Source organism: Aliivibrio sp. SR45-2, assembly GCF_963890165.1.
GTDB lineage: Bacteria > Pseudomonadota > Gammaproteobacteria > Enterobacterales > Vibrionaceae > Aliivibrio > Aliivibrio salmonicida.
This window is the reverse complement of the sequence record NZ_CAWPRC010000172.1, coordinates 139,097-153,592: the sequence shown is the minus strand read 5'-3', so window position 1 is coordinate 153,592 and position 14,496 is coordinate 139,097. Positions and strand designations below refer to the sequence as shown.

The following is a 14,496-nucleotide window of genomic DNA, read 5'->3' as shown; positions in this document are numbered from 1 at the left end:
GCGATCAATCAATTCCTGAGTAACGGAATGCGCATTCTTTAAATTGACGTAACTCTTCTTCTGTCGTTTCTGATGTTACCACTTCAAAATCGCCAGAAAATACAGTTGGTACTTCCTTTCCCTCTAAATCCAGCTTTATCGCTTCAGCCATTGCTACTCCGGTATCGTCATTCATACGCATAACGGTTGCATCTAATCTTCCATCTTCAATCGCCTCTAACTCTAAAGAGCCGCCTCCCCATCCATTAACAAGGGGATTCAAACTCGGCATTTCCCCTAACGCTTCAATTGCACCAAGAGCGATATCTGTTGATGATGCATAAATGAAATCAACATCACTGTTATTTTTCATGATATTTTGAGTCGCTTTATAGGCACTCTCTGCCGTCGCTTCCGTATAATATGACGACGTTAATGTATATTTATTATTATCCATTGATTGTACAAAAACATCACCTCTTGCCGTACTTAAATAACCATACGAATAATAAAGCATTCCGTATTTAGCACCATCAGGAAATCGATTTTTAAAGTAATCAGCAATTAACTTCGTACCAATAATATGGTCAAACCCAACATACAACAATGGTTGGCTATCAGCCCATGCTTTTACTGGTGTCGTTATATTTTGAAGTATTATTTTAATATCAGGGCTTTGAATTACATGCTCCACAAACTTACGATGTCGACTTGTATTTAATGTAAAAATTAAATAATCAGATTTATTATTTATGGCTTCATATAATGATCGACTCTGTTCTTTAAAATCAACATTGAGGCGTGTCGATACTTGTATTAATTCATAATTAATACCTAAAGATTTTAATCGAGATTCAAATGCGACAATATTTCGAGTCCAATAATCAGATGACTGCTCACCTGGATAAATAAAGGAAATTTTAATTGGTCTTTCTTGTTTAATCGTCAATGGAATAGGTTCATTATTAACCATGACTCTTAACTCATTTGTAAGCACTTTTTCTTTTGGGTGCTCTGCTAAATACTCATCATATCCCCAATAACCAACAAGCACTGGGTCAGCGTGAGCAAAACTCACGCTACTTAAACAATAAAAAGTAACAACAAATAGAGTTCTTAACGTTAAACAAGTGTTACTCATTTACAACCAACCAGAATATTTACCAATTAACCACAAGCTAATTAGAGCCATAAATCCAGCGACAATATCATCAATCATAATACCAACGCCGCCATGAACTTTACTATCTAGCCATCCAATTGGCCAAGGTTTTACCATGTCGAAAAATCGAAATAATATAAACCCTGTAAGTAACCATTTCCAATCTGTTACTGATAAATTTAAATAAGGCACAATGCTCATTGTGATCCAAAGACCAACAAACTCATCCCACACAATAGATCCGTGATCATGTACTTTCATATCTGAAGACGTAATATCACAAATCTTAATACCAATAAGAGCAGAAAAAATCACTGCAATTACAAAAAGGTAAAAGGGAAGCTGAGCCAATAATAAATAAAATGGTATCGCAGCAAGGGTGCCCATCGTTCCCGGAATAATAGGAGCCAAACCACTGCCAAAGCCTGTCGCTAATAAATGCCACGGATTTTTTAAACTAATAAGTGCTAATGGATTTGTCATGCTTAACTCCTGAAATGATCGTAACCATATAGGCTCCAATCTAATTGCTTGCCTTCTTTTACTAATTGTACGCCACTCTGTAAATTAGTAAATGGACCCTGTGTAATTTCACCAATTATACTAACGTTTTGATTTAAAAGAGTCGTTATTTTTTTTATTGCTTCGCGATTCTCTCTTGGTGCAGTAAAGCAAAGTTCATATTCTTCTCCACTTATTAATGCCATTTTTTGACACTTCTCATCATCACCATGATGATAAGATTTTAGCTCATTAGAGATAGGCAAAAGAGTAACTTCTAATAATGCATTCACGTTTGATTGTTTCAGTATATGGCCTAAATCAGAAATTACACCATCAGAAATATCCAGTGCCGAATGGCATAAATGACGTATTTCTTGCGCTAATTCGATTCGTGGTGATGAATAATAATGTCGATATTCAAGCTCTTTTGCTAAGGGTAATTCAATATCATTTGTCTGTTCAAGAATAACCTCAAGGCCTGCAGCGCTATCACCTAATGTTCCGGTCACATAAATATCATCACCGCAGAGTGCACCTTTACGAGTCATCGCTTCACCCTTTGGAACAATACCCTGAACTGTAATCGTAATACTTAATGGCCCTTTTGTTGTATCTCCGCCGATCAGTTGCACGTTATGCAATTTTGCTAAACCAAAAAAGCCGTCACAGAACCCTTTAAGCCATTCTTCATTTGGCTCTGGTAATGTTAATGCCAAAGACACCCATGTAGGTTTTGCTCCCATCGCAGCTAAGTCACTCAGATTTGAAGCAAGCGCTTTGTAACCAACATTGACAGGGTCAGCAGTTAAAAGAAAATGAGTTCCTGCAGCTAAAGTATCTGTCGTAATGGCAACATGGTGGTTTTCTGGTACTGACACTAAAGCGCAATCATCTCCAATACCAAGTTCTACGTCTTTTCTTGATAAGTTCCCTTCAACAAAGAACCGTTCAATTAAATTAAATTCACTGGTCATATTATTAAGTATTCTTATCTTGTATTTAAGGTATAAAAAAGGCCAGCAATTAGCTGACCTTTAGTATTAATTAGTATGCTAATTCCAACTTACTTTTTACGTAATGTTGGAGCCGCTTTATCTAATACACCATTTACAAATTTGTGGCTATCTTCTGCTGCGAACACTTTTGCAAGTTCAATCGCTTCATTGATAACTACTTTGTAAGGTACATCGTCACGATTCATCATTTCATAGATAGACATACGTAATAACGCAAGCTCCATCTGATCAAGATCCTGAAGTGGACGAGATAAGTATGGACGCATTTTACCGTCTAACTTAATGTGGTTAAGAGCAACACCTGAGAAAAGATCGCGGAAGTACGCTACATCAGTCTCTGGAGCTTGTAGTTTAGGCTCTTTTGCATGATGCTCTTCTTCATCATACTTATCTGCAGTTAAAAACTGTTCTTCAATAGCAGCAACATTTTCTTTGCTTATTTGCCATGAATAAATTGCTTGAAGCGCAAATTGACGTGCATTACGACGTGCGGCTGGTTTCACACTAACTCCCATTAGGATTCTATTTGAGACAGAACATTAATCATTTCGAGTGCGCTTAGTGCAGCCTCCGCCCCTTTATTACCAGCCTTGGTACCGGCGCGCTCGATTGCTTGATCGATTGTATCAACAGTCAAAACACCAAATGCCACTGGAATGCTATATTCCAAAGATACTTGTGCTAGACCCTTATTGCATTCACTACATACGTATTCAAAATGTGGTGTACCACCACGGATAACAGAACCCAATGAAACAATTGCATCATATTTTGCTGTTTTAGCTACTCGTTGAGCAACTAATGGTAATTCTACGGCGCCAGGGCAGCGAACAACAGTGATGTTTTCTTCAGATACTTGACCAAAACGCTTTAGAGTATCGATAGCGCCTGAAAGTAGACTTTCATTAATAAAGCTATTAAAGCGAGAAATGACAATTGCAATTTTCGCATTAGGAGCAGCAACGCCGCCTTCAATTACGTTCATAAGCCTTCCTGTATCTATATTATTCCAATTAAACTGGGTAACTATTTTCAACTACATATCATAGTGAGAATCGGCGAATTCTATCACAGCTTTGTGACAAATATCTAATTATTTGGGCTCTATTTACACAATAGAGCCCATCAATACGCTTATTTTGAAACGTATTCTACTACATTCAGACCAAAGCCTGATAATGAATGGTAACGCTTTGAAGAAGATGACAGCAGACGCATGTCTGAGATACCCATGTCCGCTAAGATTTGTGAGCCAACACCAACGCGACGTGACGTACCTTGCTTCTTCGCCATTGTAGGCGACTCACCGTTATCTTGACGCTCTAATACTTTGATTTTATGTACAATACTGTCCGTTGACTCTTCATTACCAAGAATAATAAGTACACCACCTTCGGCCGCTATACGTTGCATTGCCGTTGGTAATGTCCAGCTACGTTCTGCACAACGATCTGAATGAAGGATATCGGTGAAGGTGTCTTGAAGGTGAACTCGTACTAATGGCGCAATACCTGATGTATTTTCTTTTTTCATTGCATAATGAAGCTGATTATCAATCGTGTCACGGTAAGTCACTAGATCAAAATCACCAAACTCTGTTGGTAATTTACACTCAGCAACACGTTCAATCGTTGTTTCGTTGTTATTACGGTATTCAATTAAGTCAGCAATCGTGCCTAATTTAACATCGTGTTTTTCAGCAAAAATTTCCAGATCAGGACGACGAGCCATCGAGCCATCATCATTTAGGATTTCAACGATAACACCTGCAGGTTCAAAACCGGCTAAACGAGCTAGATCACAACCAGCTTCAGTGTGTCCCGCACGAGTTAACACTCCGCCTTCTTGTGCTGCAAGAGGGAAAATGTGACCTGGCTGAACAAGATCAGCAGCAACAGCATTTTTAGCAACGGCAGCTTCAACAGTACGAGAACGGTCTGCTGCAGAAATACCCGTAGTAACCCCTTCAGCGGCTTCAATAGAAACAGTAAAGTTAGTTGTAAATTGTGCGTTATTGTCTTGCACCATTGGTGGCAGACCTAACTTTTCACAACGATCTTTTGTCATTGTTAAACAAATTAAACCACGACCATGTGTTGCCATGAAATTGATCGCTTCTGGTGTAATTTTTTCTGCTGCAATGATTAAATCGCCTTCATTTTCACGATCTTCATCATCCATCAGGATAACCATCTTACCTAAGCGAATATCTTCAATAATGTCTTTTGCTGAGCTAATTGCCATGTGAAATACCTTTAATATATTAGTTAGGTTAAATGGTTAATTTAAGAAACCTGATTTTGCCAAAAGATCCATCGTAACAGAAGACTGAGGTTGCTCTTCTTTCTGTCCGATCACAAGTCTTTCTAAATATCGTGCAATTAAGTCCACTTCTAGATTCACTTTTTTTCCAACAGTGAATGTATCCATCGTCGTTTCCGATGCAGTGTGGGGCACAATAGTAAGTTTAAATGCATTTTTACGTAAATCATTCACGGTCAAACTGATGCCATCGATCGTTATTGAGCCTTTTTCTACCACATATTTAGCTAAATCCTGAGGTAATTGGATCCAAAACTCGACCGCTCTGCCTGTTTGGTGACGTTCAATTATTTCCCCTACCGCATCAACATGGCCAGAGACAATGTGTCCACCAAAACGAGTTGTCGGCAACATCGCTTTTTCAAGATTGACTTTATCGCCTGCTTTATAATGGACAAAACCAGTACGCTTTAATGTCTCTAAAGATAAATCAGCGGTATAACTATTTTTTGTCATCGCTACGACGGTTAGACAAACGCCATTAGTCGCAATACTGTCGCCTAATTTCACATCGCCCATGTCTAATTTGCCAACATTAACTGTGACACTAACATCTTCACCTTTAGGCGTGATGGCTTGAAGTGTACCGATTGATTCAATAATTCCTGTAAACATACGTTACCTTACTATTGTTGCTGTAATTCGAATATCTTTGCCGACCATTCGAATATCACTAATGTCTAAATTAATTGCTTCAGACATCGCTTCTAATCCGATGAGGTTCACTATACTTCGGCCATCTGCACCCATTAACTTTGGCGCCAAATAGATAATAAGTTCATCGACCAGACCTTCGCAAATCATACTTGCAGCAAGTGTTGCACCAGCTTCAACCCAAAGATGGTTTACATTATGTTCTTGGGCTATTTTTTGTATTACATCAGACAATACTAATTGTTTATTATTATCAAAATCACAATACAAGTGACTTTCTGGATGGCTAAGAGGATGTGAAGGTTGGTGAGAAACGGTAACCACTTTTCCAGTTGTGTTAAACAGAGCAAGTTCAGAAGTAAGTTGATGTTGACGATCTAAAATGACACGTAATGGCTGCCTTACCTCTGCTTCTAAATACGATTCTTGAATTGAAGACGGTAAATCACTCCAACGAACATTAAGGGAGGCATTATCCTCAATAACCGTTTTTGCCGTAGATAGAATCGCTCCGGCTTGTGCACGATAACGCTGTACATCTTGTCGTGCTTCTTTCGATGTGATCCATTGACTTACACCATTTTTCAGCGCTGTTTTACCATCTAAGCTGGCCGCCATTTTTAATTGAACAAACGGTTTTCCCGTTTCCATTCGAGTTAAAAATGAAGGATTCAGTGCACGAGACTCCGTTTCTAATAAGCCTGACGCGGTCTCTATTCCTGCGGCTTCTAACATCGCTAAACCTCGGCCCGCTACTTGTGGGTTTGGATCAACCATGGCACAAATAACTTTGACTACGCCAGCTTTTATTAACCCTTCAGCACAAGGGGGGGTTCGACCATAATGAGAACACGGTTCTAAAGTAACGTAAGCCGTTGCCCCCTTCGCATTCTCACTTGCTTGGCGTAAAGCATGAACTTCAGCATGAGGCTCACCCGCTTTAAGGTGTGCCCCTTCACCAACAATAAGACCATTTTTAACGAGTACGCAGCCCACATTTGGATTCGGTGCCGTCGTATAAATACCGCGCTTGGCTAATTGAATAGCGCGCTGCATCATCAGGTGATCTTGAGGAGTAAATTTCATTTTATTTCTCTAGTTTTGCAATTTCTTCGCCGAACTCTTTAATGTCTTCAAAGCTACGATATACGGATGCGAATCGAATATACGCCACTTTATCGAGTTCCTTTAGTTGATCCATAACGAAATTGCCGATCATCTCCGAAGGTACTTCACGCTCACCAGTTGCTCTTAGCTTTGATTTAATTGTATTTAAAGCAAGCTCAACCAAATCAGCACTTACGGGACGTTTTTCTAATGAACGATACAAACCACCCGATAATTTATCTTCATCAAACGGTTCACGATTGCCATTAGACTTAATCACTTTAGGCATAACAAGTTCAGCGGATTCAAACGTAGTAAATCGTTCACTGCACGCCAAACATTGGCGACGACGACGAACTTGATGACCATCAGAAACCAATCGAGAATCGATAACTTTTGTGTCTGTAGCACTACAAAATGGACAATGCATTCTTGCCTCCTATTATTTTTTGTTTAGTGTACAAGAAAAGCGGATCGGTGCCTATCACCGAGACTAAGAAGACGTAACTAATACAAGGTTTTTACTTATTCTTTACTAAAGGTTTCCAACTTGTTGCCGATATGTCGGCATACCCATAATAATTAAAAGGTTACTCGATGAAGTTATCTATTCTAAAAAGTATAAAAACTCGCTTATTGCTCATATCACTCTTACCAACCTTAATCATTACTCTATTTTTAACTCAACTACTCACTCAAGAAAACCAAAAAGTTCATGACGCTAATTACTCGTTAGAAGCCGTTTCTTTATTTAACTTACTGGATAATGTCGCCCATAACTTTGCCGTTGAACGAGGAATAACCGCAGGGTATCTCGCCTCCCAAGGGAAATCAGGTAATAGTAAGCTCATTGAACAAAGAAAAAAATCAGACTCCGCTGAACAGGCATTACGTAACTTCACTCCTGATTTTTTAGAAAAAACGATTGTTTCATCTTTACTCTTTGAGGTAACCCAGCAATTAAATAATAAAAATAGCATTCGCTCTCAAGTCGATAACTTTTCAATTACGCTCTCTCCATTTGTTTATTATTCAACACTTAATCAACTCTCTCTTGATTCTATCTCTATTATTGTATCAAAAATAAATTCGCCAATATTACGCAGCGAAATGCAAGGGTTATCCGCATTATTACAAGTCAAAGAAGAAGCAGGAAAAGTGAGAGGGGCTTTAAATGGTGCATTTGCAGGTAAGACATCAAGCCTTGATAAATATGCTGACATTAGCAGTTACCTTTCAACTGAATATTTTTCTATTCGCCAAGCTAAATCGATTCTTTCTGCTGACTTTGTGCAACAGTTAAACAACGCGATGTCTTCTAATACCTGGAAAAAAGTAACGGATACGCAGTCGATTTATCTGTCTCAAAAAAATACATTGGCAACATTACAAGGACCAAGCGCAAATGTTTGGTTTCCAATGGCCACTCAACGTATTGGCCTTATCAAAACGATCACGGATAATCTATCAAAAAGTCTTAATATCGCTGCAACAAAAGAAATGTCACAATCAGCATTCATTCGAAACGGCTACATAGCGGTTGCTCTGTTCCTCATATTACCTATTATTTTCATTAGTCTTTTTACCGCGAAATCAATCAATAGCCGAATGACTTCGTTTAGCCTTCGTATTAATGAAATATCTGCCAGTAAAAACTTAACACTCACATTGGAAAACAACAATGAGAATGAGTTCGATGCTATCGCAAGAGATATTAATTCATTACTTGAAAATATAGCACTCCCACTACGTTCAGCGCATAACGTCGCCTCTCAAACACAAAATGAACTAAACTTACTAAGTGAACACTTGAAACAAGCGACGCAATCAAGTCAAACAACGCTGACTCATTGTGACAGTATCGCGACAGCTATGACTGAAATGGCACAAACAAGCTCTGAAATTGCAGGGGTTACCAACAGCGCTCATGAAACAACAACACAAGCAACCGCGAACGCAACAGAATGTAAAAACCAAACTCTAGCCACAACAGAGACGGTTAACGAACTGCATAGCAGTATTATTAATACTCACCAACACGTTGAACATTTAGAAAAACAGACACTCAATGTGTCTGAAATATTAGATACGATTACAGCGGTCTCTGACCAAACCAATTTACTGGCCCTTAATGCGGCAATTGAAGCGGCCCGTGCCGGAGAACAAGGACGAGGATTTGCGGTTGTTGCGGATGAAGTAAGAAAACTCGCTCAACGTAGCCAAGAAGCCACTCATGACATTCGTCAACTACTTGATGGTATTGGGGTTAATGCAAAACAATCCTTTTTATTAATGGAAGAAAGTAAGTTATTGAGTGAAACAACTCAGGAAAGTGTCACGGATTCAGCTCAATACATAGAGTCACTTAATCATTCGGTTTCTGAAATAGATAATTTTAACACCAGTATTTCAGCGGCTACATTAGAGCAATCAGAAACAGCAAATGCGGTTAATTCTGATATTGATGAATTGGCCTCTCTCGCTAGCAGTACGAATGAATTAGTTCATCATCTTGAACATGAAATGAAGCAACTTGAAACGAAAATGAGTGAATTAATCACTCAAATTAATACCATAACCGTCTAAAAATCATGGTACGAATTCTCGTTTTATAAGTTAGAAACTCGCATTCATTTTATTAACAAGATATATTGAAGACATAATTTTGCTTAAGGAATAGTCAACATGAAAAAAATCAGTCTAGCGTGTGCTTTTGCACTTGTTTTAGCCGGTTGTAGCAGCGCGCCAAAACAACAAGACAATTACCAAGATGCGTCTTTTGAGCTATGTAATACAGAAGTGAAAGTCTATTCAGTAAGTGATGATGGTCGCGTTCGTATCATCTGTAGCGATGGTTCTAAATTCCAACTGAACACAGAAAAAACATTAGATGTCATGAGAGATATCAATGTTGACTATTGTACAGGTGAAGGTCTAGGCAAATTTAATGAAACAAGCCGTTACTATACTTTCCAATGTAAGTCTGGCGCGTTGATTAATATTAATAAGTAATTTTCAGCTTAGATAACAGATAGTAAAAAGCCCTCAAACGATAATCGTTCGGGGCTTTTTTAATCACACAATTGGCTAACTATTAATTAGGCAAAGCATTAATCGTTAACGGATCTATCTCAGGTTTATCTAAACGTAATCTCGTTAATGCATTGAATCCTGCATCACTGATCCCGCCAGAATATACTTTAGTTCCATCAGCATTAGTTACTGAAGTTTCACCCACATTCCATGTCATGAAAAAATCTCTTAAATCATAACCTGATACGTAAGAGCTGCATACCATCATTAAATCACCCGCGTTTAATCCAGTATCACTAGAACTACAATAATTTACGCCATTATCACCTTGTTGATCACCTCGAGCTTTTCTGTGCATTAATTTAACCATATTCCAACCTTGATCTTGATTGTAAATCGTCGGTTGAACATCACCATCAACATACCAATCATCAATTTTAAAATGGCTTTCTGCCCAAATTTTCAACTGACCAAACATAACTAAACGAAGTCCAGCATCGCCTTGACTCCATGCGTGACCATCATTAGAACTTAACCAAATAGGCGCTTTTTGAATACTCGTTCTAATTCGATCCATTTCAGGCTTGTCATTACGACCGTCTAATTCTTGCATATATAACGCTAGAATATTATTCGTCACTTCAGTACTGCCAGGAACAGAAAATGGTGCAGAAGCTAGGTTATGACCAACTTCATGCCATACCAACCAATCATCAATTGCATTCGTTGGTGGCTTCGTTGCGTCTACGTTAAATGAACTGCTCATTACAGGATAACCTGAGTGCGCTGCACCAATAGAAATTTGCACATCATTAACAAAACGATGGCGGAACTCTTTTAATGCAGGGTAAGTAAAGCGACGATGTTGGCCACCTTCACTCACTTCATCACGCCCATAAAAATCACTTGCTGCATTAGCAAAGCGGTTCATATTATAACTAAACTCATTAAGATCAGCTGTCTTAACGTTATTAAGAGCAGTCGTATAAATAAATGAGCCCGTATCTATTTCAGCAATTGGAGCCGTTGATGACTCAGGGGCATTTATCCACTCACCTTTTGCGCTATCAGGATCCTTTTTCCACCACGCTGCTTTTTCAACACCAATAAGATTAAACGATGCAATCGTTGAACCTCCACTCAGAACCTCAGTTGGCTTAACATAAATTAGACCACCATAAGGCACTTTAAAGGTCAGTAATGTTCCATCATAAGCATAACTAGTTTGCATTCTTGGTGGACGATTTAGACTGGTTTCATGCTGAGGTTTACCCGTTAGATCATCCGCCATCATGACGGTGATCGTTGCCGAAACCCCGCCATTAATAGTGATATCGCTAAGTTGGGGCGCCCATAACCCCGTAGATTGATTATTTCCTGCAGAATAACTGACCGCTTTACCTGCCGTCTCGATATTTACGGTCTCTGTGATCGTTGAAGCGACGGTTCTACCTGGGTACTTAGTCGTATCAACCGTGATTTCATGATCCCAGAAAGAACGACCTAACATAATACGAGTTAGTGGTTTTTCCATGTAGTTTAGTGGGTAACTTGGATTCATTTGCCCAACAAGTTCACCTTCACCATAAATCATTCCATTTTTAATTAACTTAGTCGCTAAATCATCAGGACACGTTAATCCATTGCCATGCGCATTATTCGTGTAGCAATTAAGAAAACCTACCGCAGTTTTAAAGCCGAGTTCATCTTGAACGTTTGAATCATAAGCATAAGCGTTGTCATTCCACATCCAAATAGAAAGATTATCGTAAGTTTGATTTAACTCGACGGAAGATAAACGAATGCCTTGCTTACCTTTGGTGCGGTAATAAAGCTCATGCTCCATTAGTGCATTAAAGTTATCACCAAGGTTTGCCGCTTTAACCATACTTTCTACAACGTCTTGACTCATTTGATAGCGATCAAAATCTGCACGTCCGTACGACCCACGAACTTCTATACCATCACCTTGACGAGTTTCTATGCAGTTAAACTCATATTCATAACCATTAGAGCATAAAGGAGTGCCTTTAAACGCTGTTTGTAATTCAGAGATTGCAGCCGCTCTTTCTTCTTCATTTTTAACAAAAATACGAGCAAATTTGGTTTCCATTACTGGAACACCATTTTTATCTAATACTGGCTGACCTTTATCATCACGTTTGATCATTTCATAGGTTGGGATTTCAAATTTGATCTTAGTTTCATCTTTGATCCACTCGACCGAACCATCCTGAGTAACTGTATAAGGTTGCTTTCCGTCCACATCTTGGAAACGTTCAAGAACCACCATTTCATACTGACTCTTTACATGAAGATTTGGGGATGGTACTTGACAATAATATGACGAGCCACAAAATGCTTGCGATGTGGGCGTTACGTTACTTCCACCTAATGATACACCTGCAGAGTCAGCTAAACGCCCAATAGGTTCAGGGTTAGTGATTCTATCGATAGCGTCCATAAATAGAACGCTACCACCATCATTAATGTACGTAATTAAAGCGGTAATATCATCTTGACTCAGGTTTGGATTCTCTAAATCAGCAATAAAACGATGACTCATGCCATCACCTTGGGGCTTCGGAGGATAAGCTTGAAGAATTAACAACGGTGTTTCTGATGCCGATAAATGCCCTGAAAAACCATCTTTAGTTAACATTTCAACAGAAGAAAAGCCAAAAGATGGATTAACAAAGAAATCATATGCAGTTCCATGAGAAGTACCAGAACGTAAAGCTGTAGCAACGTCTATATTGGAAGCAACATTGATGCCATTGATTGTCTTATCATTATTTAACCATGTAAATAAATTAGAGAAAAAGGTCTTCATACTGCCGTTATCATTACGAGGATCATTTGCTAGATCAAATGACGATGTACATGATTTTTTGACACTATCAATACGTAAAGCACCATTAGCCCAATAGTTATCAGGGCACGAAATGATACTCGGGTACATGCTATTCCCCATAAATACCACTTTACCCGCACCAATTTCACCGGCGGTAACGAATGGGAAACCGAACGTTGCATTATCTTTCGATACAACAGGGATAGCTGGCATCTTATCTATTCCTGGGTATTCCGCAATATAAGGACGACCTTCACGAGTCCATGCTTGCTGCTGACCAAATGGGATGTCTTTATTAATATCAGCACGAGGCATCATTATTGGAAATGCTCGATTAGATAAATTTAATGCGCGCATTCCTCGAGTGTAACCTGTCGCACCATAGAAACTGCCGTTGTCATTAAATACATGGAAACTGCCAACCCCCTTGAATATTGCAGTGAGAGAGTCGGTAACATAGGTACCACTATCTACAGCAAATACATGTGGATAATCTGAAAAATAAAATGATGACCCTTGCGGTTGTAACTCTGCATCAATAGCGGCAGTTAAACCATGTTCAAATTGTGCATCAAATTCATTCGGAATCGAGAACTGTGTGCCTTCAATCATTCCACCGCTAGGTAAATTCAGATTAATTAATTCATTGATTACGTTAGGATAAAGAGAGAAAACCTCTTGTGCTCGATTTGATATAAGCAGTGTATTATTACTATTTTCTGCATATCGAGTGATTAATGACTGAATATTTGATTTTACAATTTCATTATCGCTGACATCTGTAATTTTATAGTTAATTTGGTTGCCGGTTACACTACCAAATTCAAAAGTATCAATACTAAAGGTAAGTTTGTCACCCCACAGGTATTCAAATTCACCATTGTCATCCGTGATCCCAATAGCATTAGTAGAAAAGAAATTAACCCCAGCTAATGGTGTACCATTATCATCTGTTAATTTACTTTTAGTTAACACCTGTGCTGCTGAACTTGGTTTATAAGCGTAACTGTCTTCTGCGCTGGCTGATACAAACCCACTATTGAGGTCATTACTTGTACCAGGTGTGACAACTGGCGCTATTTCAGCATCAACATGAGAACTAGGTGCTTTACCGACGTCATCAGTGGCTTCTTCTTCTTTTGACTCCAAAAATGCATTTACAGAGTCATTATTGCCCAAATCTGAATAGATCTCTTGAATATCAATAGAATCAAAGTCATCTAAACAAATGCGATCTTGATGCTCACATGTGGAAATGGATTGTAGAATTTTCGTTACGTTAACCCCTTTACTGTCTTGAAGATCAAAAGAAGCAGGCACGATTGTATTAACCAAATCGATTGATTTAACCTTAGGAAAAGAAGCTTTAAAACGACCTAACTCTACCGCACCAAAAGAACAGTTAAATTCATTCCCTTGTTTAACGGTAAATGTACTTGTATTTTTATCTAAAACTACGCCGTTACAGCTGACTTCACCGGAAACGGTTTTACCCGAAGCCATCAAGGTACCAACGTATGTCACCGGAGGAATAATATCCGTTGGCGGTATCGGTTCTGGCGTTGGTTCAGGATTAGGCTTTGGAGGTGTCACCGAACCACCGCCAGTTCCTACATCAGGAATCGGTCCTGATGTATCTATATTCTCGTCATTACACCCAGCAAGCAGCATCGATATTAACGACGCTAATAATAATTTTTTACTCATGACTCAACCTTTTAAAAGTGCCGAAACTAATCGTCCAGTTCACTAAGGCCGAAACATATCACATTTATTTTCACTCAATCTTATAAATAATACAGAAATAGAATCAAAATCATGAATGTGAATTATATTTACATTGAATTACTGAATGTTATGTAGTT

12 protein-coding genes are annotated in these 14,496 nt (G+C 38.7%); 2 read left to right on the top strand and 10 right to left on the bottom strand.

What is annotated here, in order from left to right; translation table 11 throughout:
* Positions 1 to 4: 4 nt before the first annotated feature.
* The 9 genes from AACV33_RS15805 to nrdR all read right to left on the bottom strand — a co-directional run bounded on the left by AACV33_RS15805 (position 5) and on the right by nrdR (position 7,174).
* Positions 5 to 1,120 carry a substrate-binding domain-containing protein gene (locus tag AACV33_RS15805; protein ID WP_182699424.1) on the bottom strand — a complete coding sequence of 372 codons (1,116 nt, stop codon included), beginning with the start codon at positions 1,118 to 1,120 and terminating at the stop codon, positions 5 to 7.
* Positions 1,121 to 1,624, bottom strand: coding sequence for a phosphatidylglycerophosphatase A (gene pgpA, locus AACV33_RS15800; RefSeq protein WP_012549700.1), 504 nt, complete (start codon positions 1,622 to 1,624; stop codon positions 1,121 to 1,123).
* A gap of 2 nt (positions 1,625 to 1,626) precedes the next feature.
* Positions 1,627 to 2,619: a thiamine-phosphate kinase gene (gene thiL, locus AACV33_RS15795; RefSeq protein ID WP_017023078.1), complete on the bottom strand. Its 993-nt coding sequence runs from the start codon at positions 2,617 to 2,619 to the stop codon at positions 1,627 to 1,629.
* Positions 2,620 to 2,708: 89 nt separating this feature from the next.
* Complete coding sequence (gene nusB / locus AACV33_RS15790) at positions 2,709 to 3,176, bottom strand: transcription antitermination factor NusB (RefSeq protein ID WP_012549698.1); 468 nt, start codon at positions 3,174 to 3,176, stop codon at positions 2,709 to 2,711.
* Positions 3,176 to 3,646 (bottom strand): 6,7-dimethyl-8-ribityllumazine synthase, encoded by a 471-nt coding sequence (gene ribH / locus AACV33_RS15785; protein WP_012549697.1) that lies wholly within the window; start codon positions 3,644 to 3,646, stop codon positions 3,176 to 3,178. The genes nusB and ribH overlap by 1 nt, the downstream gene beginning before the upstream one ends.
* 149 nt (positions 3,647 to 3,795) lie before the next feature.
* A complete protein-coding gene (ribBA, locus tag AACV33_RS15780; protein WP_065592103.1) occupies positions 3,796 to 4,905 on the bottom strand; it encodes a bifunctional 3,4-dihydroxy-2-butanone-4-phosphate synthase/GTP cyclohydrolase II in 1,110 nt (369 codons plus the stop codon).
* Positions 4,906 to 4,941: 36 nt separating this feature from the next.
* Complete coding sequence (locus tag AACV33_RS15775; protein ID WP_017023076.1) at positions 4,942 to 5,598, bottom strand: riboflavin synthase; 657 nt, start codon at positions 5,596 to 5,598, stop codon at positions 4,942 to 4,944.
* 3 nt (positions 5,599 to 5,601) lie between these two features.
* The gene (ribD, locus tag AACV33_RS15770) at positions 5,602 to 6,723 is read right to left on the bottom strand and encodes a bifunctional diaminohydroxyphosphoribosylaminopyrimidine deaminase/5-amino-6-(5-phosphoribosylamino)uracil reductase RibD (protein ID WP_182699423.1); all 1,122 of its coding nucleotides are present in this window, start codon (positions 6,721 to 6,723) and stop codon (positions 5,602 to 5,604) included.
* Position 6,724: 1 nt separating this feature from the next.
* Positions 6,725 to 7,174 carry a transcriptional regulator NrdR gene (nrdR, locus tag AACV33_RS15765; protein ID WP_012549693.1) on the bottom strand — a complete coding sequence of 150 codons (450 nt, stop codon included), beginning with the start codon at positions 7,172 to 7,174 and terminating at the stop codon, positions 6,725 to 6,727.
* A 167-nt stretch (positions 7,175 to 7,341) separates the two neighbouring features.
* Between nrdR and AACV33_RS15760 the strand changes: the two genes are divergently transcribed.
* Positions 7,342 to 9,330: a methyl-accepting chemotaxis protein gene (locus AACV33_RS15760; RefSeq protein WP_182699422.1), complete on the top strand. Its 1,989-nt coding sequence runs from the start codon at positions 7,342 to 7,344 to the stop codon at positions 9,328 to 9,330.
* Between the two features lie 99 nt (positions 9,331 to 9,429).
* Positions 9,430 to 9,756, top strand: coding sequence for a hypothetical protein (locus tag AACV33_RS15755; RefSeq protein WP_012549691.1), 327 nt, complete (start codon positions 9,430 to 9,432; stop codon positions 9,754 to 9,756).
* Between the two features lie 82 nt (positions 9,757 to 9,838).
* Here the strand turns inward: AACV33_RS15755 and AACV33_RS15750 are convergent, their stop codons facing one another.
* Positions 9,839 to 14,338 (bottom strand): SslE/AcfD family lipoprotein zinc metalloprotease, encoded by a 4,500-nt coding sequence (locus tag AACV33_RS15750; protein ID WP_182699421.1) that lies wholly within the window; start codon positions 14,336 to 14,338, stop codon positions 9,839 to 9,841.
* Positions 14,339 to 14,496 lie beyond the last annotated feature (158 nt).

What these genes read in the sequence shown, in the direction of transcription:
- AACV33_RS15760 (WP_182699422.1), top strand. Translation starts at nt 7,342, where the DNA reads ATGAAGTTATCTATTCTAAAAAGTATAAAAACTCGCTTATTGCTCATA.
- AACV33_RS15805 (WP_182699424.1), bottom strand. Translation starts at nt 1,120, where the DNA reads ATGAGTAACACTTGTTTAACGTTAAGAACTCTATTTGTTGTTACTTTT.
- ribD (WP_182699423.1), bottom strand. Translation starts at nt 6,723, where the DNA reads ATGAAATTTACTCCTCAAGATCACCTGATGATGCAGCGCGCTATTCAA.
- AACV33_RS15750 (WP_182699421.1), bottom strand. Translation starts at nt 14,338, where the DNA reads ATGAGTAAAAAATTATTATTAGCGTCGTTAATATCGATGCTGCTTGCT.
- nrdR (WP_012549693.1), bottom strand. Translation starts at nt 7,174, where the DNA reads ATGCATTGTCCATTTTGTAGTGCTACAGACACAAAAGTTATCGATTCT.
- pgpA (WP_012549700.1), bottom strand. Translation starts at nt 1,624, where the DNA reads ATGACAAATCCATTAGCACTTATTAGTTTAAAAAATCCGTGGCATTTA.
- AACV33_RS15755 (WP_012549691.1), top strand. Translation starts at nt 9,430, where the DNA reads ATGAAAAAAATCAGTCTAGCGTGTGCTTTTGCACTTGTTTTAGCCGGT.
- AACV33_RS15775 (WP_017023076.1), bottom strand. Translation starts at nt 5,598, where the DNA reads ATGTTTACAGGAATTATTGAATCAATCGGTACACTTCAAGCCATCACG.
- ribBA (WP_065592103.1), bottom strand. Translation starts at nt 4,905, where the DNA reads ATGGCAATTAGCTCAGCAAAAGACATTATTGAAGATATTCGCTTAGGT.
- ribH (WP_012549697.1), bottom strand. Translation starts at nt 3,646, where the DNA reads ATGAACGTAATTGAAGGCGGCGTTGCTGCTCCTAATGCGAAAATTGCA.
- nusB (WP_012549698.1), bottom strand. Translation starts at nt 3,176, where the DNA reads ATGGGAGTTAGTGTGAAACCAGCCGCACGTCGTAATGCACGTCAATTT.
- thiL (WP_017023078.1), bottom strand. Translation starts at nt 2,619, where the DNA reads ATGACCAGTGAATTTAATTTAATTGAACGGTTCTTTGTTGAAGGGAAC.